General features: G+C 42.7%; 22 protein-coding genes. 8 read left to right on the top strand and 14 right to left on the bottom strand.

Going from position 1 to position 25,062, the window contains the following annotated elements; all coding sequences use genetic code 11:
- Positions 1-41: 41 nt before the first annotated feature.
- The 5 genes from lpxA to purC all read right to left on the bottom strand — a co-directional run bounded on the left by lpxA (position 42) and on the right by purC (position 6,245).
- Entirely contained in the window at positions 42-860 is an 819-nt protein-coding gene (gene lpxA, locus F8R90_RS26370) for an acyl-ACP--UDP-N-acetylglucosamine O-acyltransferase (RefSeq protein WP_196513130.1), read from the bottom strand.
- A gap of 303 nt (positions 861-1,163) precedes the next feature.
- Positions 1,164-1,688 (bottom strand): 3-hydroxyacyl-ACP dehydratase FabZ, encoded by a 525-nt coding sequence (gene fabZ / locus F8R90_RS26365; protein WP_196513129.1) that lies wholly within the window; start codon positions 1,686-1,688, stop codon positions 1,164-1,166.
- 99 nt (positions 1,689-1,787) lie between these two features.
- A complete protein-coding gene (gene lpxC / locus F8R90_RS26360) occupies positions 1,788-2,636 on the bottom strand; it encodes a UDP-3-O-acyl-N-acetylglucosamine deacetylase (RefSeq protein WP_196513128.1) in 849 nt (282 codons plus the stop codon).
- A gap of 211 nt (positions 2,637-2,847) precedes the next feature.
- Positions 2,848-5,331, bottom strand: coding sequence for a BamA/TamA family outer membrane protein (locus F8R90_RS26355; protein WP_196513127.1), 2,484 nt, complete (start codon positions 5,329-5,331; stop codon positions 2,848-2,850).
- A gap of 176 nt (positions 5,332-5,507) precedes the next feature.
- The gene (gene purC, locus F8R90_RS26350; protein WP_196513126.1) at positions 5,508-6,245 is read right to left on the bottom strand and encodes a phosphoribosylaminoimidazolesuccinocarboxamide synthase; all 738 of its coding nucleotides are present in this window, start codon (positions 6,243-6,245) and stop codon (positions 5,508-5,510) included.
- Positions 6,246-6,916: 671 nt separating this feature from the next.
- On the opposite strand from purC, the gene F8R90_RS26345 reads away from it, so the two are divergent.
- Positions 6,917-7,192 carry a DUF7219 family protein gene (locus F8R90_RS26345; protein ID WP_190894593.1) on the top strand — a complete coding sequence of 92 codons (276 nt, stop codon included), beginning with the start codon at positions 6,917-6,919 and terminating at the stop codon, positions 7,190-7,192.
- Positions 7,193-7,245: 53 nt separating this feature from the next.
- On the opposite strand, the gene F8R90_RS26340 is transcribed toward F8R90_RS26345, so the two are convergent.
- The 5 genes from F8R90_RS26340 to F8R90_RS26320 all read right to left on the bottom strand — a co-directional run bounded on the left by F8R90_RS26340 (position 7,246) and on the right by F8R90_RS26320 (position 13,297).
- Positions 7,246-9,843, bottom strand: a complete 2,598-nt coding sequence (locus F8R90_RS26340) for a GAF domain-containing protein (RefSeq protein WP_196513125.1) — start codon at positions 9,841-9,843, stop codon at positions 7,246-7,248.
- A 201-nt stretch (positions 9,844-10,044) separates the two neighbouring features.
- Complete coding sequence (locus tag F8R90_RS26335; RefSeq protein WP_196513124.1) at positions 10,045-11,175, bottom strand: glycosyltransferase family 4 protein; 1,131 nt, start codon at positions 11,173-11,175, stop codon at positions 10,045-10,047.
- A 34-nt stretch (positions 11,176-11,209) separates the two neighbouring features.
- Positions 11,210-11,383 carry a hypothetical protein gene (locus F8R90_RS26330; RefSeq protein WP_196513123.1) on the bottom strand — a complete coding sequence of 58 codons (174 nt, stop codon included), beginning with the start codon at positions 11,381-11,383 and terminating at the stop codon, positions 11,210-11,212.
- Between the two features lie 67 nt (positions 11,384-11,450).
- A complete protein-coding gene (locus tag F8R90_RS26325; protein WP_196513122.1) occupies positions 11,451-12,605 on the bottom strand; it encodes an NAD-dependent epimerase/dehydratase family protein in 1,155 nt (384 codons plus the stop codon).
- Between the two features lie 161 nt (positions 12,606-12,766).
- Entirely contained in the window at positions 12,767-13,297 is a 531-nt protein-coding gene (locus F8R90_RS26320; RefSeq protein WP_196513121.1) for a hypothetical protein, read from the bottom strand.
- A 222-nt stretch (positions 13,298-13,519) separates the two neighbouring features.
- Between F8R90_RS26320 and F8R90_RS26315 the strand changes: the two genes are divergently transcribed.
- The 4 genes from F8R90_RS26315 (at position 13,520) to F8R90_RS26300 (ending at position 17,079) form a co-directional block, all read left to right on the top strand.
- Positions 13,520-14,311, top strand: a complete 792-nt coding sequence (locus tag F8R90_RS26315) for an FHA domain-containing protein (protein ID WP_196513120.1) — start codon at positions 13,520-13,522, stop codon at positions 14,309-14,311.
- Positions 14,312-14,626: 315 nt separating this feature from the next.
- A complete protein-coding gene (locus F8R90_RS26310) occupies positions 14,627-14,980 on the top strand; it encodes a hypothetical protein (RefSeq protein ID WP_196513119.1) in 354 nt (117 codons plus the stop codon).
- Between the two features lie 96 nt (positions 14,981-15,076).
- Complete coding sequence (gene ycf46, locus F8R90_RS26305; protein ID WP_190894599.1) at positions 15,077-16,588, top strand: stress-responsive protein Ycf46; 1,512 nt, start codon at positions 15,077-15,079, stop codon at positions 16,586-16,588.
- Positions 16,589-16,728: 140 nt separating this feature from the next.
- A complete protein-coding gene (locus tag F8R90_RS26300) occupies positions 16,729-17,079 on the top strand; it encodes a DUF1257 domain-containing protein (RefSeq protein ID WP_012407317.1) in 351 nt (116 codons plus the stop codon).
- A 128-nt stretch (positions 17,080-17,207) separates the two neighbouring features.
- Here F8R90_RS26300 and F8R90_RS26295 read toward each other — a convergent pair whose 3' ends face one another.
- From F8R90_RS26295 to F8R90_RS26285, 3 genes are all read right to left on the bottom strand, one after another.
- Complete coding sequence (locus F8R90_RS26295) at positions 17,208-18,653, bottom strand: hypothetical protein (RefSeq protein WP_196513118.1); 1,446 nt, start codon at positions 18,651-18,653, stop codon at positions 17,208-17,210.
- A 90-nt stretch (positions 18,654-18,743) separates the two neighbouring features.
- A complete protein-coding gene (locus F8R90_RS26290) occupies positions 18,744-19,601 on the bottom strand; it encodes a hypothetical protein (RefSeq protein ID WP_196513117.1) in 858 nt (285 codons plus the stop codon).
- 329 nt (positions 19,602-19,930) lie between these two features.
- Entirely contained in the window at positions 19,931-20,536 is a 606-nt protein-coding gene (locus F8R90_RS26285) for a Uma2 family endonuclease (RefSeq protein ID WP_196513116.1), read from the bottom strand.
- Between the two features lie 268 nt (positions 20,537-20,804).
- Between F8R90_RS26285 and F8R90_RS26280 the strand changes: the two genes are divergently transcribed.
- The 3 genes from F8R90_RS26280 to F8R90_RS26270 all read left to right on the top strand — a co-directional run bounded on the left by F8R90_RS26280 (position 20,805) and on the right by F8R90_RS26270 (position 23,127).
- Positions 20,805-21,551: an SDR family oxidoreductase gene (locus tag F8R90_RS26280; protein WP_196513115.1), complete on the top strand. Its 747-nt coding sequence runs from the start codon at positions 20,805-20,807 to the stop codon at positions 21,549-21,551.
- 6 nt (positions 21,552-21,557) lie between these two features.
- Positions 21,558-22,496 carry an SMP-30/gluconolactonase/LRE family protein gene (locus tag F8R90_RS26275; RefSeq protein WP_196513114.1) on the top strand — a complete coding sequence of 313 codons (939 nt, stop codon included), beginning with the start codon at positions 21,558-21,560 and terminating at the stop codon, positions 22,494-22,496.
- 70 nt (positions 22,497-22,566) lie between these two features.
- Complete coding sequence (locus F8R90_RS26270) at positions 22,567-23,127, top strand: antibiotic biosynthesis monooxygenase (RefSeq protein WP_196513148.1); 561 nt, start codon at positions 22,567-22,569, stop codon at positions 23,125-23,127.
- Between the two features lie 111 nt (positions 23,128-23,238).
- Here the strand turns inward: F8R90_RS26270 and F8R90_RS26265 are convergent, their stop codons facing one another.
- Positions 23,239-24,852, bottom strand: coding sequence for an NAD(P)H-quinone oxidoreductase subunit 4 (locus F8R90_RS26265; RefSeq protein ID WP_196513113.1), 1,614 nt, complete (start codon positions 24,850-24,852; stop codon positions 23,239-23,241).
- Between the last annotated feature and the right edge of the window lie 210 nt (positions 24,853-25,062).

Raw genomic sequence — 25,062 nt, 5'->3', positions numbered from 1 at the left:
TCAATTCATCAACTCCTAACTCATAACTCCTAACTCATAATTCACGATTCATCACTCGCGCCCTTTTTCCCCTTACCAGGAATCAAGCCACGCCTTCCTGGCATCTGAGAAAGTAGCAGGAAGCGGCGCAGATGTTGTAAGTCTTCGCTATCCCCTAACATTTCCAGTTCTTCCAAAGAATCCTTAAAGGACAAATCAGAACGGTAGAGAATACGGAAGGCTTTTTTCAGCGTTTGCAAATCTGCTGAGTCCATACCAGACCGTTTGAGTCCGACAAGGTTGAGGGTTCGCACCCGCGCTGGATTTCCCTCGACTAGCATATATGGGGCCACATCCCGGTCAATCCGTGCCATACCTCCCACCATTGCGTGTCTACCGATATGCACAAATTGATGGACACCTAAAACCCCACTCAGCCTAGCGCGTGATTCTATATGGACATGGCCTGCTAACGCTACAGAGTTAGCAATCACAACCTGGTCTTCAATCACGCAGTTATGAGCCACATGGACATAAGCCATTAGTAAGTTACCATCGCCAATCACCGTTGCTTCACCAGCACCGGTAGCGCGGTTAATAGTAACGTACTCACGAATCAAGTTATTATCACCAATTTTGACCCAGGTTGGTTCTCCTACAAACTTGAGATCCTGGGGTTCCATGCCGATGGCTGCACCTGTAAAAATCTGATTTTGCGCCCCAATTTCACAAGGCCCCTCTAGCACTGCATGAGCGCCGATTATTGTTTCAGGGCCCACTTTGACATGCGCTCCAATCACAGCATAGGCACCGACTTGCACTGTATGGTGGAGTTCCGATTTTGGATGAATTACAGCAGTTGGATGAATTAGCGTTTTCAAGGGTGAATCTCCAGAACTGTCTTGATAAGTCAGCGCCAGGTAGGTTTCTGAGGCAGGGTGTTACTCTGCTTAAGAGAGTTGTACAGACTGCCGTCCTATCGAGGCGACTGGTAGAGCGTGAAGTATTTCAGTGAACGAAAGTGTCGGGCAAAGCAAGTTAAGTGTGTTTGCGAGTGCGTTTCGTAAAGAGGGCGTCGAAAATCAAGAAATTATCAGATGCTGTTGTGGATTTTTTTAACTGTTATCCCTTTCAGGATTCAGAAGGGGCATTTCACGGCTATGCCATACCACGAAAGCAAACTTTTAGTTAACTAGGGAAAACATTAATTCCCCTTCACAAGCAAGTTGACCGTCAACTTCGGCACGACCTTGCATCTTACCGAAACGACGTTGTTTTACCCATAACAGTTCCACTGTCATGACTAGTTGATCCCCCGGTACAACCTGGCGGCGAAAACGAACTTTATCGATACCAGCGAAGACGAACAGCCCGCCTTCTACCGAAGACATTTGAGTTAGCACAATGCCCCCAACTTGTGCCATTGCCTCGACAATTAGCACCCCTGGCATCAGTGGGCGTTCAGGGAAATGCCCCTGAAAATGGGGTTCATTGATAGTGACATTTTTGACACCAACAGCTTTTTCACCTGGAACGTAGTCAATTATTTTGTCTACAAGTAAAAATGGGTAGCGGTGGGGTAGCAATTTCTGAATTTCTTCAGATGTAAAAGTTGTTTTAATCTCAGAACTGATTGTAGTCTCATTTATAGCCTGTGGTTCGGTAGATGTAGTTGTATCGATGGTATTCACTTCAGTGAGGATTGACATTGGCCGTGTAGTTGATTTTTCATTTTAAAGTTAAATAGGCAGGCGTATATCCAAAGCCTTGATAATCCTAGATTTTAAGCTTTAGTTCTAATCCAAAATCTAAAATCCCAAATCTAAAATTCTTTGAGCTAGTTGAATGTGTAAATTGTGACTAGCTTTATACGCCAAGAAATGAGCACGAGGAAAAGTTCCTAGTAAACTTAAATCTCCTACTAAATCCAAGATTTTATGACGGACTGGCTCATTTGCAAATCTCAATGGTGGATTTAGCCAGCCTTCTGGCCCACAAACGAGTGCATTATCTAAGCTGCCACCTTTTATTAACCCTGTTTTTTGTAAGTGTTCAATTTGATGCAATAACCCAAAAGTACGGGCAGGAGCAATTTCCCCAGCAAAGCTAGCAGAAGCTTTTCCTACTTCAGCGGTTAGTGACCAACTGTGCCATTGATTACCAATGGCGGGCAGGTCAAAATCAATACCATAACTAAAGCGGGTTTCTGGTGCTGGGAGGGCACATACAAATGCATCCCCTTGATAGACCCATATTGGTTCTATAACAACCAAGGGGGCTTGGTTGTTAACGGGTTGTGATACTAAGCCAACTTGGGCAATATTGGCTGTCCAGACACTTGCTGAACCATCTAAAAGTGGGACTTCTGGACCATCAATTTCAATCCGGGCATTATCCACACCCAGACCCGAAAGTGCTGCCAATAAATGCTCTACTGTGCGAACAGATATCTCAGCCTTACCCAACTGAGTTGAGAGAACAGTGTGGCTAACTGCCGTAACTTGCGCTGGAATGATCGGCAAATCCGGTAAATCCACCCGCACAAAGTAGCGTCCACTTCCCGCCTCAGCTGGTAGTATCCGCACCTGGGTACTCACACCGCTATGCAGTCCCACCCCTACTTGGATGATTTCGGCTGCTATAGTGTGCTGTTGCATAGCCGAAAAGTCAATATATGTCGTTTAGTATTGTTCATAGTCTGTTTTGGTAGAATCCCTGATACTCCCCTAAAAATGTCATTAAACCCTTTATCGGAACAGTATTGAGGTAAATGTAAAAATTAGCAAGCTAATTAGGAAAAGAGAATTGTCATTAGTCCTTTGTCCTTTGTTATTCACCAATGACCAATGACTAATGACTAATGACAAATTAAAACCTTTCGCCAATACCGAAATTAATCCGGCTATCACCATCATCGTTGATACCGTAGTCAATACGAATAGGCCCCAGTGGAGACTGGACGCGAACACCGAGACCATAGCCGTAGCCACTCCCGTTCTTATTAAGCACTTCAGCTGCCTGGGTACTAGTTCCCAGGTCACTGCCAATATCAAAAAATAGTGCGCCGCTGACTACTGAAAAAACTGGGAACCGATACTCAACTGATGCTTGCACATAAGAGCGTCCACTACCTAATGCTCCTTCTTCATAACCGCGAACAGAGTTGCTGCCACCAATGGTAAAGGCTTCGTAGGGAGGCAAGTCACCGAGGATGGTTCCTGCTTGCAGATTAAATGCTAAGGTTTGTGCGCCTTTGCTGAGGCTAATCAATTGGACGGGTAAATATTGGCTGTAGCTACCCCGCAATCTGGTAAGTAAAATGTTGCCTTGTCCTATAGGCACCGACTGATCTACACCGAAGCGGAGATAAGAACCGCTAGTAGGTTGTAAAGGGTTATTACGGAGATCGCGCTGTGCACCTAGTTGCAATAGCACTAAATCGTCTTCACCTGAACCAGAGAAGCTAAGTGGAATTTCGCCGCTGGTACGGTTCCCATTATCGTCAAAAACCGCTCCTGTTCTTCTGAGGTTACCATCGGCATCACGGGCGGAAACTCTTTGATACTGGAAGCCGGCTGAGGCTGTCCATACTGAACTTTGGTAAGGATTAGCGGAAAGGGGACGGGTAAAGGTGACACCGCCACCTAGACGGAGAATGCGGGGGCGATCGCCTTCATCTGTTTGCCCCTCTTGAAATGTCCTAATATCTTGATCTTTGCCATCAAAGATCAACGAAATGGAACTCCGGCGAAAAAGATTGGTTGTGTAGGAAGTCCGGTAAGGATCTCCCGCAATCCAGGGGTCTGTAAACCGCACGTCAAACAGCAGTTCCCGTTCTCCCACTTGTACTTCCGCTCCCAGTTTTTGGTTCCTACCGTTCAGGTTTTGCTGTTGATAGCTAACTGTTCCGAAAAGCCCGCTAGCAGAACTAATCCCTGCTCCAGCTGCAATAGAACCACTGCTGCGTTCAGCTACATTCACTACTACATCCACTTTGCTGGGGTCAGTACCAGGGTCAAGGGACACATTCACATCTTCAAACAGTCCTAGTCCATACACGCGCTGTAGGTCTTTTTGCACTGTATTGCGATTGAAAACTTGTCCTGGCTTCAACTCCAATTCTCGTGTAATGATGTAATCCTGTGTCCGTCCCCGAATTGGTTGTCCCTTCTCGTCTGTCTCTTGACCATCTTTATTGCGGAACCGGACTCTAATGTTTTCTACTACACCTTCTGCTACTTGTAAGGTAACAACTCCGTTTTCAGAGACTTGTGGCGCTCCAATCACGTTAGCTAGCACATAACCTTGGTCTTGATACCGTTTGTTTAACTGCTTGATGCCTTCCTGCAAGTCACGCAAGTTGAGGATTTTGCCATACTGCTCCCGAAATACTTCATCCACTGTATTAGCTGGGAGTACGGAGGCAACACCAGTGCCAGGATTGGCTTGCACTTCAACTTTGCTCAGGACGGGGTTAGGCTGTACAACAAAGCTCACCCGCACTCCCAAAGGGGTATCTTCTGGCGCTGCTTGAACATTGGAGAAGAAGCCAGTACCAAAGATGGCGTTAATATCTTCTTGCAGTTGGCTGCGGGTTGTCGTTCGCCCTGGTTGGGTACGAATTACTCTGTAAACTTGGTCTTCCAATTCTGGTGGTAATTGCCCAGCTTGCGATTTAACTACTACTTCCGATACCAGTACGCGGGGGTCATTAGCTTCTGGGGCTGCGTTGGGTTGAGTGTCTCCCGGAGTTGTTGCCGGGTTAATATTCTGGGGACTGGGAGTAGCGCCTGGGCTTGGGGCAGGTGTTCGTTGTTGACCATCTGGGAATGGAAGATCAGGAGCGGTAGATGGTTCGGGAGTTGTAGGTAATAAAGGTTCCGTTGTTGGTGGATTGACATTTTCTGGGACTGGAGTAGTCTCAAGAGTTGGGGAAGGCGTTGGTTGTTGAATTTCTGGCGGTGGAATGTCTGGAGCGGGAGACGGCTGTTGAGTAGGGCTAGGATCTATTTGAGAGGTTTGTGCCGTTGTTGCCGTTGTGGAGGTTGGCACTATTACTTCTGGTGCCGCGTAGGCGTAGCCCGCCGCAGGCATCGCTGCTGGATTGGCAGGGTAAACTGCGACAATGCGCGATTTATCCGCCTCCATAACCCCTGTGGAATTAGGTCGAGATTCTATAATTTTACTAGAGTCAACCTGACCAGTGTCCTTTTCTGGCTGCTGATTTGTTTCTAGTGTCAAAACTTCTGTTGTCTGTTTTGAACTGTTGGCGGTTTCTGCATTTGCACTCAATGAACCGCCCAAAGGGGCTGCAATTGCTACTACTGCCAGCAATACGGGAGATAAACGCATTTTACTTATGATTCCTCTTCACGACCACACACACACCATCACAAGGCAATAATGCCCTCATGCCAAAGGTAAAACTCAAAACATAATTTTTTTCTTTTGCTTTTTTACTTTACAAGGCAAAAGGCAAAAGGCAAAAGGCAAATATAATTCCTTCTTACCTTTTGGTTTTTACCTGTTTAATTTGTAGTTTCTACTGCTTTTAGCACTCTTTGTAAAACCTCCTGGTAGGCATCCTCTACATTTCCTAAGTCTCGGCGAAAGCGATCTTTGTCCATTACTCGCCGATTTGAGTCCTCTTCTGCGGTATCCCACAAACGGCAGGTGTCGGGGCTAATTTCGTCTGCCAAGAGCAACTGCTGTTGTGAGTCCAAACCAAACTCTAGTTTGAAATCTACTAGGGTAATGCCGCACCGCTGCCAAAAGTTATTGAGAAATTCGTTGATTTGCAATGCTAGATGTGTAATTGCGTCTACTTGTTCCGCAGTAGCTAGTTCTAGCAGGTACAGGCGATCGCGTGTCAACAAAGGATCTCCTAACTGATCGTTTTTGTAATAAAACTCAACCAAAGGCTGTTTCAGAATTGTACCCACTGATAACCCTGTTTGCTGACACAGACTGCCAGCAGCAATATTTCTGATAACTACTTCTAAGGGTAAAATCTTTACTGCTTTAACCCGCATCTGATTCGGGGTAGGGCTGTCAATAAAGTGAGTCTTTATACCATTTGCCTCCAACTGTTTAAAAAGCTGGCTGGAAATGCTACAATTAATTTCTCCTTTCCCTTGAATACTGCCACGCTTTTGGGCGTTAAACGCCGTGGCATCGTCTTTAAAATCGGCCAACAAGACTTCGGGATCGTCCGTTGTATAGAGAATTTTTGCTTTGCCTTCGTATAACTTGGAATTAACAGACATGGTGGCAGGTAAAGTTTTAGGCGATGGACAAAAGTTGTCCTTTGAGGCTTCACCATTTTATCTTTAGTTATTAACTATTAGCCATTGGTGATTATTTAAGAGGATCTAAGGACGCGGGTAATTGGGCAGAGGTGCAGAGAGGAAAGATTTTCCCTCAGGATACCCCACTTCTTTCTCCATTGCCTCTTTTGGGTTAATCGTCAGTAGAAAGCTGCTAAAGATTCACAACTAAATCTCTAACTTTTAACAGACGACAATTAGCTTTGGTGCATAGTATGTTGACCTCAGTAGTTTCACCTGTAAAAATTTGTGATTATTTTTGCAAAAACAATTACAAGAATATACGGATGTGTTTTAATAACTTCTAATTCAGGGTTTCGACTGAAGTTAACTACAATTTGAGGTGCATAACTTAAGATGAGATAAATTAACAACTGGGAGGATAATCAAATATTCTCTTGAGTTACTTTAACAGAAACTTGTTTTGTAACATTTACAACAAAACTATTTCAAGCTTCATCTTCTAGTCTCAAAATCTGAATCAACCAATTCCTGCATCAGTAATTGGAAAAGGAGTTGGATGATTTGATTTCCCCAGTCTGACAAAAGAAAGATTAGGTTAGCTAGTGATTCAGCTTCAGAGATTCAAAACAGAAGGAGAGTTGAATAAATTGGAGAACAAAATAGTGAACAAGGATGATTTTCTCTATCCTCGTGGTCGCTACTACGGTCAGGTAAAGCCAGAAAACTTGGTTTTTAATGCAAATCTACAGGAATTTGCTCAACGAGTAAGCTACATTTGCAACCTAGAAACAGGTGGAAAACTACCTCCAGGTGAAGCTTACGAACAAATAAAGGATCTATGGAAACAGTTGAAGCGCTCAAAAAAAGAGCTAAAAATTGGTGAAGACCCATTTCAGGATGACCAGGGGGAGGTTCAAGGTTAAAGTGGAGACGCAAAGATACAGGGACTGATAACTCCTAACTCTTTGACTCAAAACTACTTAGTAAGCATTGCCCAGACACCATCCCACAATTCTGGGGGCGGCGTTTGTTGATAATTACGCGCACGTTCTAGGTGGATATCAACAGCTTGGTCTTGGGGTTGGATGCATTTGGCGGCTTCAAAACAGGCGATCGCTTGTGAGAAGTTGCGCGATAAATAAGCAGCGCGTCCAGTATGATAGTGGAATAAAAACTCTTGGGTTTTGGCATCTAGAGGAGTATTCCGATCGCCAATTAACTCGTAGATATTAACTGCCTGGTGTTTCCCTTTGACTCGGATTTTATCTAACTGGCGCACCCAAATGCGATCGCTACAGAGCTGGTAAGTAAATTCACTTAAAAGAATATCACAACCATAATCCTTAGTTACTGCTTCCAAACGCGAACTCAAATTTACGCCATCTCCAATTACGGTGTAATCCATCCTTTTGCGGGAACCAATATTACCCGAAACCACTTCCCCAGAACTAATCCCAATACCAATACGAATTTGTGGCTGGGCCTGGATAATTCGTCGCTGGTTAAATTCCTCTAAGCGTTGTCGCATATCTAACGCTGACTGTACAGCCCTCCAAGCATGATTTTCTGTCAGCGGTAGCGGTGCACCAAATACTGCCATTAAGGCATCACCAATAAATTTATCGAGAGTGCCTTCGTAGTTAAAAACCGCCTCCACCATTGTTTCAAAATACTGATTGAGCAGCAATACCACTTCAGCTGCACCAAGATTTTCTGTAAGTGTTGTGTAGCCTCGGATATCAGAAAATAAGATAGTTACTTCCTTACGCTCACCCACCATCAAAGCATCTTCCCCCAGAGCCATGACTTGTTCGGCTACATGAGGCGTTAGGTAGCGGGACATGGTAGTTTTCATCCGTTTTTCCTGGCTGATGTCTTCCAGCACTACTAAACCACCTCTGACACCGCCTTCTGGGTTAGTTAGGGGATTAACAGTGAGATTCGTACTGCGTTCTAATTTTTGCACCTCATCAGCGGTGAGAAACTCAGATTGGGGAGTGAGGGGTAGATTCCAGGGAATGAAAACATTGGGATTAGTGCGATCGCGCACTGCTAAGATTGAATCTTGATTCCTAAATTTCGATTGTTGAGTTTCACTTTTAACTCCTAACTCCTCACTCTTAACTTGAGAAACTCCCACTATCAAAGTTTGCTCTGGCACATAATGTTTAGCTCCAGTTTTTAAACTATCTTCTAGCCGCATTTGAAGATTTTCAATTGGCACAACTTCCCAAACTAGGCGACCAATCAAATTTTGTTCCCACAAAAGCTTGTTGTTCTTGTTATTAACGTCTTTTATAGGACAACCTAGTAACTCCAGGGCCGCATCATTAATCGTGACAATTCGTCCTGCCATATCTGTAGAAATTACAGCATCTGAAAGACTTTGTAAAATGTCTTTTTGATACTGCTTTTCTAACAGCACATTTTCAAAGAGGCGGGCATTTTCTAAAGCAACTCCTGCCTGGATATTAAAAGCCCGCATAAACTCTTCATCAGAAGCAGTAAAACTGTTTTGTTGCTTATTAATTAATTGTGTAACCCCAATTAATTCATTTGCAGAATTAAATACTGGCAAACACAGGATATTGCGAGTGACATACCCAGTTTTTCTATCTGTAGTCGGGTCAAAGCGGGGGTCTTTATAGGCATCAGAAATATTTAAGGCTTCACCTGTGGAAGCCACATAGCCAGCAATGCCACGGTTAGCAGGAATGCGAATTTCTATCAAGTTTGTGCCATCTGCCGCCGCTGCCACTTTTGTCCAGAGTTCGCTCATCTCCTTACGATATAAAAACAGTGTGCTGCGGTCTGCTTGCATTAAAATTCGAGCTTGCTCCATGACTATCTGCAAAGTTGCTTCTAAATCGAGACTTTGCCCTAGCGTCTGAGTTGCCCGCAACAAAGCCGTTGCGCCTCGTTGATTGCGAGCTGCTACATAAAAAGATTGGCAACTTTCCAGAATAATACCAATAGAAGCAGCAAAGTCTCGAAACCGTTCTTCATCATCAGAATTAAACGGAACATTCCCGGTTTTATTAGCCAGTTGCACTACCGCGACAGTCTGGTTTTTGCTACTGATAACAGGCATACATAAAATATTGCGGATTTTGTAGCCCATTTGTTTTTCAAGTTCTGGGCTAAATAGGGGATGAGTATAAGTTTCAGATATATTTAGATATTGACCTGTACTAGCAACATGACCGGGGATACCGACTGTGATGGGAGTACGAATTTCTAAGAATTTTTGGGTATTATCTTGGGGAACTTTTGACCACAATTGACCTTTATCATAGTCAACTAAAAAAATGGCTGTGTGTTCTGCTTGCAGGATTTGACCAATTTTGAGTGTGATAGCTTCTAACACTTTCTCCAACATAGTTTCTAGAGCTTCATTATTGATCAGTTCAATGGCTCTAAGAAATTGCTGGAACTCAGCGGTTATAAAGTCGAGTAAGCAAACAAATTCATTAACAGATAAGTCTTTAACACGACGCAGTAGGGCGTGAGTACGATTAACTTGAGTAAGTTCAGTTAATGTAGCCAAAACGCTGCCAGGGTTGGGGAGTGTCACGTCGCTTCGCTCCGAATTCAAAATTCAAAATTCAAAATTAATAATTCCCATAAAAAAGAAATGGGCTTGTATCATGAGTCTGTTTCGGTCATAGGAATTTTAGATTTTGGGCATTGGGCATGGTTATGTTCCTTGTCCCTCTTGTCTCCCTCATCTCCCGATAGACGCGATTAATCGCGTCTCTACCCATTCCCCACTCCCCTATTTTGTCAACTGTTGAGAAAATATTACCTTTTGGTAATAATCTTGTAGCTGTCTGGTGGCAGATGGCCAACCCCAACTCTCTGCTTCCTGGCGAGCATTTTGACGGATGATGTCTCGTTGTTGTTTTTGTTCTAAGAGGCAAATAGTAGCAGCGATCGCTCCTTGAACATCTGCTGTTGGCTCAAAAAGATATCCATTTACCCCGTCTGTCACAATATCGGGAATTCCCCCGGAACGGGCTGCTACTACCGGACAGCCAGCAGCCATTGCTTCTAGTAGTACTAAGCCTAGTGTTTCTGTACGGGAAGGAAAGATAAAGGCATCAGCACTCGCAAAGGCAGAACCTAACTCTTGCCCCATGAGATATCCAACAAAATAAGTGTTTGTGCCAGCAAAGTGTTTTTGCAATGCTTGACGGTGCGGCCCATCCCCAACCAATGCTAACCGCGCTTCAGGAATTGCTTCTAAAATTGGTTTGATGCGCTCAATTTCTTTTTCAGCGGAAAGCCGCCCCACGTAAAGTAGTAATGGACTTTCTGGATGATTTTTTGATAGGCGCGATCGCATCTCTACACTAGCTAAGTCGGGGTGAAATAATTCCGTATCCACCCCCCGCTGCCATAAATCTACACGTTCAATACCATGTGCTGTCAGTTCCTCCACCATTGCTGTTGAGGTACACAGATTCAAAGCTGCTTGATTATGAGCGCCTTTGAGCAGTTCCCAAAGAAAACCTTCCAGCATCCCCAAGCCGTAATGCTGGAGATATTGGGGTAAATGCGTATGATAAGACGCTACTAAGGGTATTTTGAGGATTTTGCTATAAAATATGCCAGACAAACCTAAAACTGCTGGATTCACAACATGGATAACATCTGGCTTGAACTCTTCTAAAGCGTACCCAATGGCTGGGCGGGGAAGTGCCATTTTCAATTCTGGGTACAATGGCAGAGGAAAGCCAGTAACGCCATAAACTTTAGCGCCTTTGTGTTCTGTGATGCCTCCATCAGGGGCAATCACCAGCACTTGATTACCACTACGCTGTAAATGGTCAACAGTATGGCGCAGACGCGTTACAATGCCGTCAACCTTGGGCAAAAAGGTTTCGGTAAATAGAGCAATTCTCATATAAAACTATTCAGTACAGGCAAATAATCCCTGCTTAAGAATCTATTTTGGTAACAAACACAGAGTAGACTGTCTCCTGCACTGTAATCAATTCTGCACAGCCAGATTTAATGTTTTGCCCCTGCTTTTGTAAAAAGTCTGAGATGGCGTCAATGTAAGCAGCTAATAGTTGATTACGTAATCTTAAACCGAATAGCGCTTTATGCATGATAAATCACAATTAAATAGTCGTCATATTGTGCCAAAATATGACGACCATTTTTAAGCCAGTTATCCTAAGTTCTGTGCCAAGAGACTTTGGGCAGAATTTGTTTGTGATCAACTCGTTTCTGATACTTGATCGCAAAGTTTAACAGAGAATCGAGCAAAGAATCAGAGAGCAAATGTGGCTCTAAACCTAAATCGAGCAATTTAGTGTTTTTAGCGTTGAAGTAATGTTCTTCTTTCTCGACTCTGGGATTATCTAGGTGATTGATTTCTACATTCAATCCCATAGTGTTACCAGCTTTCTTCACCATCAATGCCAAGTCGCCGACGCTGAATTGCTCGGTAAATTGGTTAAATACGCGGAATTCACCAGCTTCGGCAGGGTTAGCGATCGCTAATTCCACACATCGTACTGTATCCCGAATATCTAAAAATCCGCGAGTTTGTCCGCCTTTACCGTAGACAGTTAAGGGGTGTCCAATCGCTGCTTGAATACAAAAGCGGTTTAGTGCTGTACCAAACACACCATCGTAATCCAGCCGATTAATCAATAGTTCGTCCATCCCCGTTTCTTCGGTTAAGACGCCATAAACTATACCCTGATTTAAATCCGTTGCCCGCAATCCCCAAATCCGGCAAGCAAAGTGGATGTTATGACTATCATGGACTTTGCTTAAATGGTACATTGAACCGGGCTGCTTGGGATAAGGTAGGGTATCCTTGCGTCCATTGTGTTCAATGGTGATATACCCTTCTTCAATGTCAATGTTGGGTGTACCGTATTCACCCATCGTCCCCAGCTTCACCAGATGACAGTCGGGGAAATCTTCCCGCATGGCGTACAGCAAGTTCAACGTACCAACTACATTATTGACCTGGGTAACAACTGCATGTTCTCGGTCAATCATGGAAAATGGGGCCGAACGCTGTTCACCAAAATGCACCAGAGCATTTGGCTGAAATTGCTGTAATGTTTTATGGAGAAATTCGTAATTAGTAATATCGCCGATGAACAAATCGATAGATTTACCCGTCAAATCTTGCCAGCGCTGGAGACGTTGCTGAATTAGTGCGATCGGAGTGAGAGTTTCGACACCTAGTTCATTATCCCAGTGCCGCCGCACCAAACTATCTAAAATTCCAACTTCATAACCTCGATTGGAAAGGTAAAGAGCAGTTGCCCAACCGCAATATCCATCACCACCAATAACCAGGACTTTCATCTTCACCAGTTTTTACTCGCTGATAGCTAAATCTATCAGGTTTCTGTACCCTCTCAATCATCATTCTGAGAGAGATATGGATTTAGGCATCTGGGAAAGGAGTGGGGAGATAAGGAGGACAAGGAGGACAAGGGGAACAACTATACCCAATACCCAATGCCTTAAAACTTGGAAATCTGATACTGCTCGGCAATGTAATAAAACAAACGATAGTAATTTTGAAATTCTTGGCTCTTGCTTCGTCCCCGCCAGTAGTATTTTACTTGACCATGAATTAGTGTCAGTGTCATCGAACCTACTCGTTCATCAACTTCTACAACCATTACCCCAGATACTCCTTGGGCGGTCTGAAAGTTGGAATTTATCTTTTTCGCAAACTCTTGTTCTGTAACAATCGAATTTGGTGGCTGCTGACTTGCCCACCCCCGAATTTCCACGGAGTTATCCTGTGGTGAAATAAACGCAATTCCATCATCATTTTCTGGGGCAGCTAAAGAAGTCCAGTTACTTGGATATGGAAATTCAAAGCCGTAACGAGAGTTACTGTAAGTTTTCCAGGTGATAGCTCCGGCGTTAAAATCATTTGCAGTACAACCCCACAGCATTATTAACAGGGCAATAACTCCGCTAACGCTGGCGGCAAACCTATAAATTCTTCGTCTCAAACTACAGGTTTTATTAGCAGTAGCCATTTACATTACACATTTTGCCAAAGTTACTGATTTTATAGAAATACCAGAAACTCAGATCAATACCTTCGCCAATTTACGAGTTATTCCCGAATCCGTAAACTGCTGAATAAACTTCACCAAAAGAGCGCTCATTAAAAATTGAATATTTTTTCAGGATATTTACCATTCTCTTTTGAGTTCTCGGTAGAGGAAGCTCAGAGAAAGTGCTTTATCACACAAATCATGTACAGCGCATCTCAGACAGCCGAGCTAACTTTGGAGCTTTTTCACTTCCAAACCAACACATCTTTGCAATTTCCACCGAATCTTTCTGTAATTTGCATCGGTAAGCCCAACGACCAAAAACCACCAGATATTGATATCTCTGGCTTACCAGATTCGGATGTAGTATCTCGCATCCACGCGCAAATTTGGGTAAATGGGGATGAATACCATATCACCGATTTGGGCAGTTCTAATGGTACGTATGTTAATGGTGCGAAACTTCAACCTCAAGTTTTTTGTCCACTGCATCCAAAAGACAGAATTTCGTTTGGGCAGGGTGACAAAATAACTTTTATGTTTAGGGTGCAGCAGCCCTCTGTATCTGCCACAAAAAATCCTACGCCAAACTCCGCGCCGACAAAAATTACAGCCTCTACCATCAGTAAAGAAGAGGCATATCAAGTAATCTTTGCCAGTAAGCTTATTGGTTTAGGGCTAATCCTAGCAGGCATTACATTTTTAAGTACAAGTATTTATGTGAGCGTCTACTTGCGCAGTACACCTGGAATTTTGCTGTGTATGGGAGGTGTAGTAGCTCTAAATTGGGGTGGGCGCGATAATCGGAAATTGGGATGGGTGTTGATTGGCATAGGAATTGCTCTATTCATCGCCAGTGGTGTTGTAATCGGCTCTGTATCACTTTTTTCTATGCTGGTGTCATTCGCTGGCATCTCTTGTGGATATCAGTTGTTTACAACCGGAAAGGTGTTCAACTTTAATCCGCTTACGCTCCAAACAGTTAAAAAATAAGCCAACTCAGGCAATCGCTAAATTAGCGATCGCTAATTCACGTTCTGGTAGAAATCTTGGCTGCTCCCTTAACCAGAAGATCACACACCCAAGTTATTAATTCCTGTTGGTTTTTTAAACAGCCTTGATAAAAGACTTTTAAGGATATGTGGCAAAAGTGCTGGCCCTGGTAAAAAGACAATACCCAACTGTATTTCCGCCTCTAATGTAAAAAAATGTAACAAAACTAGCGTCAAAACGTTTTGCTGTCTTGACAAGCAAGAAAAGAACCGATACCTTGATATACATACCCGGGTAAGACCGTTAAAGAGTTATATGCAAACGCAAACTAAGCAAAAGGTCACTTTGTATTTATCGCCAGAGTTGCACAGAAAACTGAAGATTCGTTCAGCAGTAGATTCTGAGCCAATGTCAGAACTTGCCGAACGTGCCCTTGGTTTTTACCTGTCTCATTCAGAATTAGTTGACGAGTTAGAAGATTCTTCTTATGGGCGGACTCATAGAGTTTATTCATGCCCAACTTGTGATAGCTCGCTAGTCTTACGTCATGGGGAACTGGTTACTTTAGGCAATCAACCAGGGGTAGTTGGTCAAGAACATCTTTCCATTGATGAAATGGATGAAGATGAAACCAATCCCAAGGGTGAGGAAGAGTTAGTTCCTTGCTAGATAAATAGGAATCATGAATAAATAATTCATAATTCGGTTGTCTTTACCAGAAGCAATGTCTCTACTGTCTCTATAAGGTCTCAAGTAGGTCGATGTATGAAAGAAGAGCTCAATATCCTAATTCAAGCTCAATACCCTTTAATCTACCTTGTGACCTCCGAGGAAGAGCGGGCTGAGCAAGCAGTTTCCACGATCGCCCAGTTGTTAAAGCCCCAGCGCCGAGTATTTGTTTGGACAGTAACACACGGCATTGTGGAGTATGGTCAACCTCGGAATGTCACCCAACATAATACGGTGTCTCCAGAGGCGGCGATTGAGTGGATAATCCGGCAGAAAGAACCTAGTATATTTATTCTTAAAGATTTACACCCCTTTATTGATGCGCCTGCAACAAACAGATCGTTACGTGATGCGATCGCTAGCTTTAAAGGTACGCAAAAGAACATCATTTTGATGTCGCCGATGCAACAAGTACCTATAGAGTTAGAGAAAGAAGTTGTTGTTATCGACTTTACACTGCCAGATATGGCAGAGTTGAATAAAGTACTAACTCAGCATGTAGACCAAAATCGTGGTCGGCGGTTGACAACAGAAGCCAGAGAAAAGCTTCTTAGAGCAGCTTTAGGTCTAACTAAAGATGAAGCTGAGAAAGTCTACCGTAAGGCGCAGGTAACTACAGGGCGTTTGACGGAAGATGAAGTAGATATAGTTTTATCTGAGAAAAAGCAACTAATTCGGCGCAATGGAATCTTAGAATACATTGAAGAAGATGAAACCATTGATGCTGTAGGTGGCTTAGAAGAGTTAAAAAGATGGCTCAAGCAACGCTCTAACGCTTTTACAGAAAGAGCGAGAGAGTATGGTCTGCCTCAACCAAAGGGGATGTTAATTCTAGGGGTTCCCGGTTGTGGTAAGTCATTAATTGCCAAAACTACTTCCCGACTGTGGGGTTTACCACTGTTGCGGTTAGATATGGGGCGAGTCTACGATGGCTCAATGGTGGGACGAAGTGAAGCAAACTTGCGAAACGCCCTGAAAACAGCAGAATCTATTTCCCCAGCGATTTTGTTTATCGATGAATTAGATAAATCCTTTGCTGGTAGTGGAGGTTCCTCCGATTCTGATGGCGGGACTTCAAGTAGAATCTTCGGCTCTTTCCTCACATGGATGCAAGATAAAAAATCTCCAGTGTTTGTCATGGCAACCGCCAATAGAGTAGAACGCTTACCTGGCGAGTTTCTGAGGAAAGGACGCTTTGATGAAATTTTCTTTGTGGATCTGCCAACACCAGAAGAACGGCAGGATATTTTCAATATCCACCTGACTAAGCGCCGTGAAGACATCTCTAGATTCGATCTTGAGCAACTAGCCAAGATGTCTGATGGCTTTTCTGGGGCAGAAGTTGAGCAAGCGATCGTTGCGGCAATGTATGAAGCTTTTGCCCAAGATCGGGAGTTCACCCAACTAGATATTATTGCTGCACTGAAGGCAACATTGCCGCTGTCTCGAACGATGCAAGAACAAGTAACGGCTCTGAGAGATTGGGCCAGACAGCGCGCACGCCCCGCAGCATCCTCCGTAGCTGAATATCAGCGAATGGAGTTTTAAAAGCTTTCCTCTGCCATCCCAGGGGGAAAGGCTAGCTCTGAATGCTAGCAGTTATAAAAAAAGCCGCATCCTGCTAACGCGGCTTCGCCCAAAACAAACCGTTGTCGTTTTTCTCAATCTTCTCATTGGAGGAAACCCAAATGTCTCACTTTAGCACCCTGCGTACCAAGATCACCGATGCCGAAATCCTCAAAGCTTCTTTGCGCGACCTCGGTATCAGCGTAAAGACTGAAGCTGATGTCCGTGGTTATAACGGTCAGCGCGTCCGTTCTGACATCGTTGCTATGTTAGATGGCGAATATGACCTCGGCTGGTCTCGCAACAGCGATGGTTCTTTTGACCTAATCGCTGACCTGTGGGGCGTTGCTAAGAAGCACAACCAAACCGAGTTGATCAACTCAATCAACCAAAAGTATGCCGTTAACAAAACTTTGGCTGAAGTAAAACAGCGCGGTCTGCAAAACGCCAATGTGAAGTTGGTATTGCAATAACAATTTCTCTGCGCGTTCCCAAAGCTGCACGGGTTAACCATATCAATAGCGGTTAGCCCGCTTTTTTATCGGGACTGAGATGTATTTCTCAGTCCCGATTTTTATAAAATTTTATTCTTCAGTAGCACTCAGCTAAACATAAATAAGTCTAGCTCATCTACATTGTGAATAATATTGGAATCAGGAACATTATATGCTACTGCTAGTTTAATACTAGCTTGCAGCCTCAATTCTACATTTAAACTAGGGGTAAAAGCTGCTTGAGCTAAGTTACCCAATTTTTCATAAGTAGCAATAATATTAGCGACAGTAGTCTTGTAATCCTGATCAATTTGAGCAAGTAACTTTTGATAATGCTGCTCTACTTGGTCACACAGTTTTGTATTTTCTCCTAATAAATTTTTGCAGAAATCGGAAACTATACGACTAGCAATTGAACCAATAACCGCACCAAGAACAGGAACAGGTATCAATGCTTGTCCTATCGCTGCTCCAGTCGCCACTATTGCAGAATCTGCACAAGCAAATAAACTCAGTTCTACAAATTCTTCTGAAGAAATTTCTCCGCGATTCCAACTTTTGACTAAACTGGCAACTTCCATACCAGCACTGACAAATGCACCAGCTAAAGGAGCGGACATTTGGGCAAAATTAGTTAACCCATAAATTGCCGTAGCTGATACACTACTAAGTGTTGCACCTGTAGCTGTATCTATACCAATTTCTTTCCAATCTTCAAGTGTTAATTCACCTTTAAAAACATTTTTTCCTTCCTTATACTTTCCATAAATTTTAGTAGCAAATCTAATGCTACCTCCTATAACTGCACCTTTAACGGCAACCCGACCAAAATCAGCTATGTTAGGTTGAGCTTCAGTACGTATTCTGTCTTTAATTTCTGTGTTATCTCTCTTTAATTCTTTTTCATAGTGATTTAGCGTATCATCCACTTTTCCTATTTGTACATCTGAATAGTTAGATAATCCTGGTCTAACAGTTTGGCTAAATGGATGACCAGACGTTTGCTCTATTTCTTGAACTTTTTCTTGTAATTTTTGAGCAGTACGAGTTGTTATTCCTTCTACATTTTCACCATTCAAAATCTTTTGAATAGTCTCATACTGGTCTTTAGGTATATGGTAAAAAGACCCATCTTTTCCAAAATTATCATATTTTTTCATGTGGTCGAGAACATGATCTAGAGTATTTCCCGTACCATTGATAAATTTAGACTGTACCTGAACCCCGTTAATTAAATAATCTTCTGGTGCTGTTCTTCCAACTCCCTCAAATGTGGCGCGAGGAGTCGAAGAGTTCAAGAGCGATTTAGCATTACGAATACCAACTTCTACTTGTTCAGCTATTTCACCGTGTTTTGTGCTTGTATTTCCCAAAATATTTTCAGGAGTAGCTAAAAAATCACGGACTTTATCAACTTCTTGAATAGCTGTAAAAAAGGCTTGATCTTGTTTACTGAGTTCGGCAGCTAGTTGTTCTGCTTGATACAGATTATCTTCTGCTACAATTGCAGCAATAAACTGATTTGTCTGATGTCTATTTTCCAATTTATCCATATACCAAACCTTTCATGTGTTGACCTAGCAAAATAATTGAGCTACCAACGAAACAAGGTTAGTAGCTCACTATAAACTTACAAATTATTTCTACAGCTTGAGGTCTACTGTTTTTTTGAGTGACTGACTTAGCGCATGGATAGAATTAATTAAAGCTGCCAGTTTTTCTTTGAAAGGCTGACTGAATTCTGAGTAATCTTTAGGAGCATTCTTTTGGAAGTATTGGATTTCGCTATAAATGAGATCAGCTAATCTGATCGTCTCCTTCTCAATAAGTTCTACTTCTTGTTTTGATGCGTTGACTTTAGGTATCAAACCTTCAATTTCAAAGGCGCGGCTATTGGCTTCTTTGCCAATTTTCTTATTTTCATGCTCTAAAAATAATCCACTACTAGCTAAAGCTGCACCTCCAATAGCCCAGCCAACAGGCCCAGCCATTACTAATAATGCACTTCCACCTGCCATGCCAGTACCTCCAGCAGTAAGCGCACCACCTCCTAATAAGGCTAAAGCAGCATTAGTAGCCGCAGCACCAGAAAGAGAAGATATTGCAACACCTGTTGATGCTGTACCGAAAGTGGTTGCAAAGGCCATTGCAGCTGTTGGCCCAAGAAAGGCAACTCCTGCTCCAGCGACTAAGCCAGCACCAGCAGTAGAACCTGCTACAAAATTTTTGTTGGTGTTTGCATCAATTAGCTGCCAGTCTTTACCTGTAATTTCTTTAAGCTGAAATTTAAGTTCAGCAATAACTTTGCTAAATTCTTTTGGTGAATTTGCAAGTGTGTTTATGTAACTTTCGCAAAGTTTAATAGTCTCAACTCCACGCTTGACTCGCTTTTGATAAAGACTTGCAGCCGCATCTTGTAAACACTTACAGGCGTTTTCGTATTTATCTACTGCACTGCGTAGCCTCTGTTGAGCCTCTTTCCTATATGTTCTTTTAAACATTGATTTCTCGATAAATAAGAATAAGTGGTTGGCTTCAAATGAGCCATTGAATACAATATATTCAAAATATGATTAAAGTTATAATTGTACAAACACTGAAATTATCTTTTAAACCTATTTTATTATTATGGTATGGGCATGAAAATATTTTAATTTAAAGTAAAAAATATACTTTATTAAGTTAATAGTAAAAACTTAAAAGTTTGGAAAAATACTAACTGTTTCAATTTATTGATAAAATAAAAATAATATAAACTACACAGTTAAATTGAGTAATATTACTGTGATTACCAAAAACTTATATACTTTTTAAGTTTTGAATTCATTCTCTACCAAACCTGACTTAAATCCAAAACAAACCCAGGTAGTAAAGGTTCACCATAAAGCGTCTTAGGATTATCTAATACCTCAACCGCAATATTAGGACGATAAATAAAAACTTGGCGTTGTTTTCTATCAATTAACCAACCAAGTTGTGTCCCATTATCAATATACTCTTGCATCTTGTCTTGCAAAATTTGTAAGCGATCGCTCTGGGAACGCAATTCAATCACAAAGTCAGGACAAATCGGTGCAAATTTTTTTCGCAATTCTGCTGGTATGGCTTCCCAGCGATCGCGTTTTATCCACGCTGCATCAGGCGATCGCACCGCGCCATTAGGCAAAGTAAACCCACCACTGGAACCAAACCCTACACCTGTACCATCTTGCTTTGTCCAAATACCTAACTGACCAATAATTTCAAAGTTACGTTGGCTAGTTTCCGCATCTGTTAGAGACATAATCACTAATTCTCCCACAGCATTACGTTCAATGCGAAAGTCGTGGTTTAGCTGACAAAACTCATAAAACTGATCTTCGGTTAGTGCGATCGCAGGTTGCAATTGCAAAACCATTGGTATAATTTCTGTGGCTACAGGTAAGTTGGTGGTCATAATTGCTTTGTGGCTACTTTACCTGCTTTAACTATAATCTTTTCACAATTTACGGTGGAATGAGGGTTAACTCATGAAGATTGGAATTATTGGCTATCTCTGTCCATGTCTTACCTACAGCGTCAGAACAACGCTTAGGTGGACGGCAAGCTTCGAGTTTGAATTAAACGTAAGTCAAATCATTGATTGAATACATTGCTGCAATCAACTTGCTTAATTCATTGCATCTCAGTACAGTACAATCAAAACCAGTTTCAAGGTCATAAAAATGACGACTCAAAAAAGGATTGCTGTGGTAACAGGCAGTAATCGAGGGCTAGGATATTCTATTTCCCGTCAATTATCCCAAATTGGCAACCGCGTAATTCTGACGAGTCGTAATGAAACAGATGGTCTTGCTGCTAAACAGCAGCTTACCAGTGAAGGGCTTGATGTTGACTATCACACGCTGGATGTCACGAATGATGGAAGTGTGCAACAGTTTACAGAATGGCTGCGTGAAACTTACGGCAAGGTAGATATTCTGGTCAATAATGCAGGCGTGAATCCCACAACTAAGCCGGAAGAGTCCAGCTTACTAACTGTGCAACTGGAAACGATGCGATCTACCTTTGAAACCAATGTTCTAGCGGTACTCAGAATTTCTCAAGCATTAATTCCGTTGATGAAGGTGCAAAACTACGGTCGCATTGTCAATATCTCTACGGAAATGGCTTCTCTGGTATCAGTTCCCACTGATTACTACCCTTTAGCGCCTTCTTATCGACTCTCAAAGGTGGGAGTGAATGGACTAACCGTGCTTCTCGCCAAGGAACTCCAAGGTACTAATATTCTCGTAAATGCCTATTCTCCAGGTTGGATGAAGACAGATATGGGGGGAGATGATGCCCCGTTCACGGCAGAAGAAGGAGCCGAAACTGCTGTCTATTTGGCAACACTTCCCGATGGAGGAACGCAAGGACTATTTTTTGCAGAGATGCGAAAGTTTGGTGGCCCCATTCAATTACAATGGTAGGTTAATATGGGAAATTCCGCAGATTTACCGTCTATTTACGCAGATAAGCCGATTGAATTAGCACCTGCTAAAATTATTACCTCGTTTCCTGTTAATACTTTTTTAGAAAATCTAGCGATGCCTGCGGCGGGCTACGCCTACGCACCAGATGGCACAATTTTTGTAAGCAATCACGAAGTTGGTGAAATTGTTCGCATTACCGCAGATGGCAATCAGCAAATTCATGCCACCGTTGAAGGCAAAGTAAGTGGTCTTGCTTTTACTACCAACGGCGATCTAGTAGCAACAGGATGGAATGGTGATTCTATACCCGTGGTTTCTCTAGTGAAAAATGATGGCACGGTGGAAACGTTGCTGACACTGCCAGACGCAATGTTTCTCAATGGCATCACGCCACTTTCCGACACTCAGTATTTGACAGCAGATTCCTATCGCGGTGCAATCTGGCTGATTGATATTGCTCAACCCAGTGGATCAATATGGCTAGAACATCCAATGCTTGCTCGTAGCAATTCGGAGAGCGTGTTTCCGGCTGCAAATGGCTTGAAACGTTTTGGTGATTTCCTCTACGTTTCAAATACGGAAAAAATGTTGCTGTTGCGGATTCCTGTTGATACTGCTAATAAACCAGGTGAGCCGGAAATTTTTGTTGAGCAAACTAATATTGATGACTTTGCCTTTGATGTGGAAGGCAACCTTTATGGAGCAACGCACATTTACAACAGTGTGATACGAATTGCGCCCGATCGCACTACTACTATCATTGCTCAAGCCGAGTCAGGTGTAATTGGTAGCACATCTGTGGCTTTTGGTCAAACAGAGAGCGATAACACCGTGATTTATGTTGTAACTAATGGTGGAATGTTTTTACCTCCACCTACTGGTGTCGTTCCTGCTAATGTTGTTCGGCTTGAAGTTGGAAAAACTGGGTATTCCTTAATTTGAGAATGACTCAACCATGCTACGGTTGCAAAAACTTACAACTATTAACTTGATGGTGAGATAACTAATGGAGATGGAACAGGACGAGCAATTTGTAACCGTGGTCATTACACAAGTTGTAAAGCCAGGATGCGAAAGCGCTTACGAAGCTTGGTTGAAAGATATTACCAGAGTTGCCAGAACCTATGTAGGTCATCTGGGAACAAACGTGATTCGTCCCCAACTTGGAGTGCGAAATGAATACGTGATTATCTTCCGGTTTGACGGTTATGAAAATTTAAAGGTGTGGATGACATCGCGCGATCGCGAATATTGGCTGAATCAAGGTAAACATTTGGTGGAATCCGATCCTGATGTTCAACAAATCTGTGGATTAGAAGCTTGGTTTTCTCTTCCCGGTCAACCACTGAAAACTCCACCACGCTATAAAACAGCATTGCTAACTTGGGGATCTGTATTTGTGTTGATTAATTTGTTGAATACATTTATGACGCCCCTGCTTCGCGGCTTACCTCCCTTAATTATTTCGTTGATCATTACCATTACTATGGTTTTACTATTAACCTATGTTGTCATGCCTAGAGTTAGCCGTTTGTTTAGTTCTTGGCTATATCCTAAATTACGAAAAGTTTAGCACCTGAACGCCCCTCCAAAAAGCCAAAATGTTAGGGGTAGTTATCTAACCACCCCTTTATTGCCCTAATAATTTAGAATTTACTTGCAGACCCCTTAATGGGAAGTTAATTTACTCAGAAATGTTAATTGAACTTTCAACTTGAGAAGTAGCCAATGTTGGTGCAGAGAAAATCCGCGAGTACAGACTTGATGGTTGCTGATGAGCAACGACTGGTAGAACTTCACGAGCATGGGCGGCTAATTCCACCGCTTTCACATCATAAGTCTGCGTTGCCAATTTGGGATAGAAACCAATACCAATGATAGGAAGCAACAAACAAGCGGTAATAAATATTTCGCGGGGTTTGACATCAGATATTACAGTATCCAAGTGCAACTCTTGACTTTGCTCACCGTAGAACACTTGACGCAGCATCGACAGTAAATAAATAGGTGTCAAAATCACGCCAACTGCTGACAGCAACACAACTACAACCTTGAAGCTGGAACTGTAAACATCACTGGTGGCGATACCGAGAAATACCATCAACTCACCCACAAAACCACTCATTCCGGGTAAAGCGAGAGAAGCCATTGACCCAATGGTAAACAGAGCAAAGGTTTTGGGCATTACCTTAGCCATTCCGCCCATTTTATCCATCATCAAGGTGTGGGTGCGATCGTAAGTCACACCAGACAGGAAGAACAAGCTAGCAGCAATCAAGCCGTGGGAAACCATTTGTAGTACTGCACCGCTAATACCTAGTTCTGTGTAAGAGGCAATCCCAATCAGCACAAACCCCATGTGGGCAATTGAAGAGTAAGCCAAGCGGCGTTTGAGATTGGTTTGAGCGAAAGCACAGCAAGCACCGTAGACAATGTTAACCACACCCAAAATTGCCAGTACTGGCGCAAAAGTCACATGGGCATTGGGCAACATTTCCACATTGAAGCGGATGAGAGCATAACCACCCATTTTTAATAACACACCAGCCAAAATCATCGAACCGGGTGCTGATGCTTCACCGTGAGCATCAGGTAGCCAAGTGTGTAAAGGGAAAATTGGTAACTTCACACCGAAGGCAATCAAGAAACCTGTATAAATCAACAATTCCAAGGTTTTGGGGTATTCTTTCATTCCTAGAGTCGCCATGTCGAAGGTGACGGTATCTCCAGAGAATGCCATTGCAAAACCGGCAATCAAGATAAATATTGATGCAGCGGCGGTGTAAAGAATGAATTTGGTAGCCGCATAACGGCGGTTTTGTCCTCCCCAAATGGAAATCAGCAGGTAAACCGGCACTAACTCGATTTCCCACATTAGGAAGAACAGCAGCAAATCCTGGGCGACAAATACGCCAAGCTGGGCGCTGTACATCACTAACATCAGACCATAAAATAATCGCGGCTTGGTGGTAACTTTCCAAGCCGCGAATATTGCGAGGGTATTTATTAAGCCTGTTAGAAGCAGCAAGGGCATCGATAAACCATCAACCCCCACAGCCCAATGCAAACCTAACTGCGGTATCCAAGGATAGTTTTCTACAAGTTGGAGTGTTGAACTTTGGAAGTCGTACTTGTACCAAAAGGCATAAATCATCAGTGCAAAGTCAGCGATCGCAACTCCCAGACCATACCACCGCACAGTTCTGCCTTCTTTGTCTGGGATTAAGGGGATGGCTAAGGCAGCCACCAAGGGTAAGAGGATTATGGCTGTTAGCCAGGGAAATTCAATAGCATTCATCACTTCTGACAATAAATTTGCCTTCTCGCTTTTAATTTCATTATATTAAGGAATCAATACTTTTGTAAACATTCCTTAACCCTAGAATCTTAAATTTTTGGCATAGATAAGAATATATACTCATCGAATTCCAAATTATCAGGATAAATAAGAATAAATACTTATCGGATTTTGCCGATTCCATTCTAAATGTAAACTTTTGCAACGTCA

Source organism: Nostoc sp. NZL (genome assembly GCF_015714705.1).
GTDB lineage: Bacteria > Cyanobacteriota > Cyanobacteriia > Cyanobacteriales > Nostocaceae > Nostoc > Nostoc foliaceum_A.
Note: the sequence above shows the minus strand (reverse complement) of the source record. Positions and strands in the feature narration are given on the sequence as shown.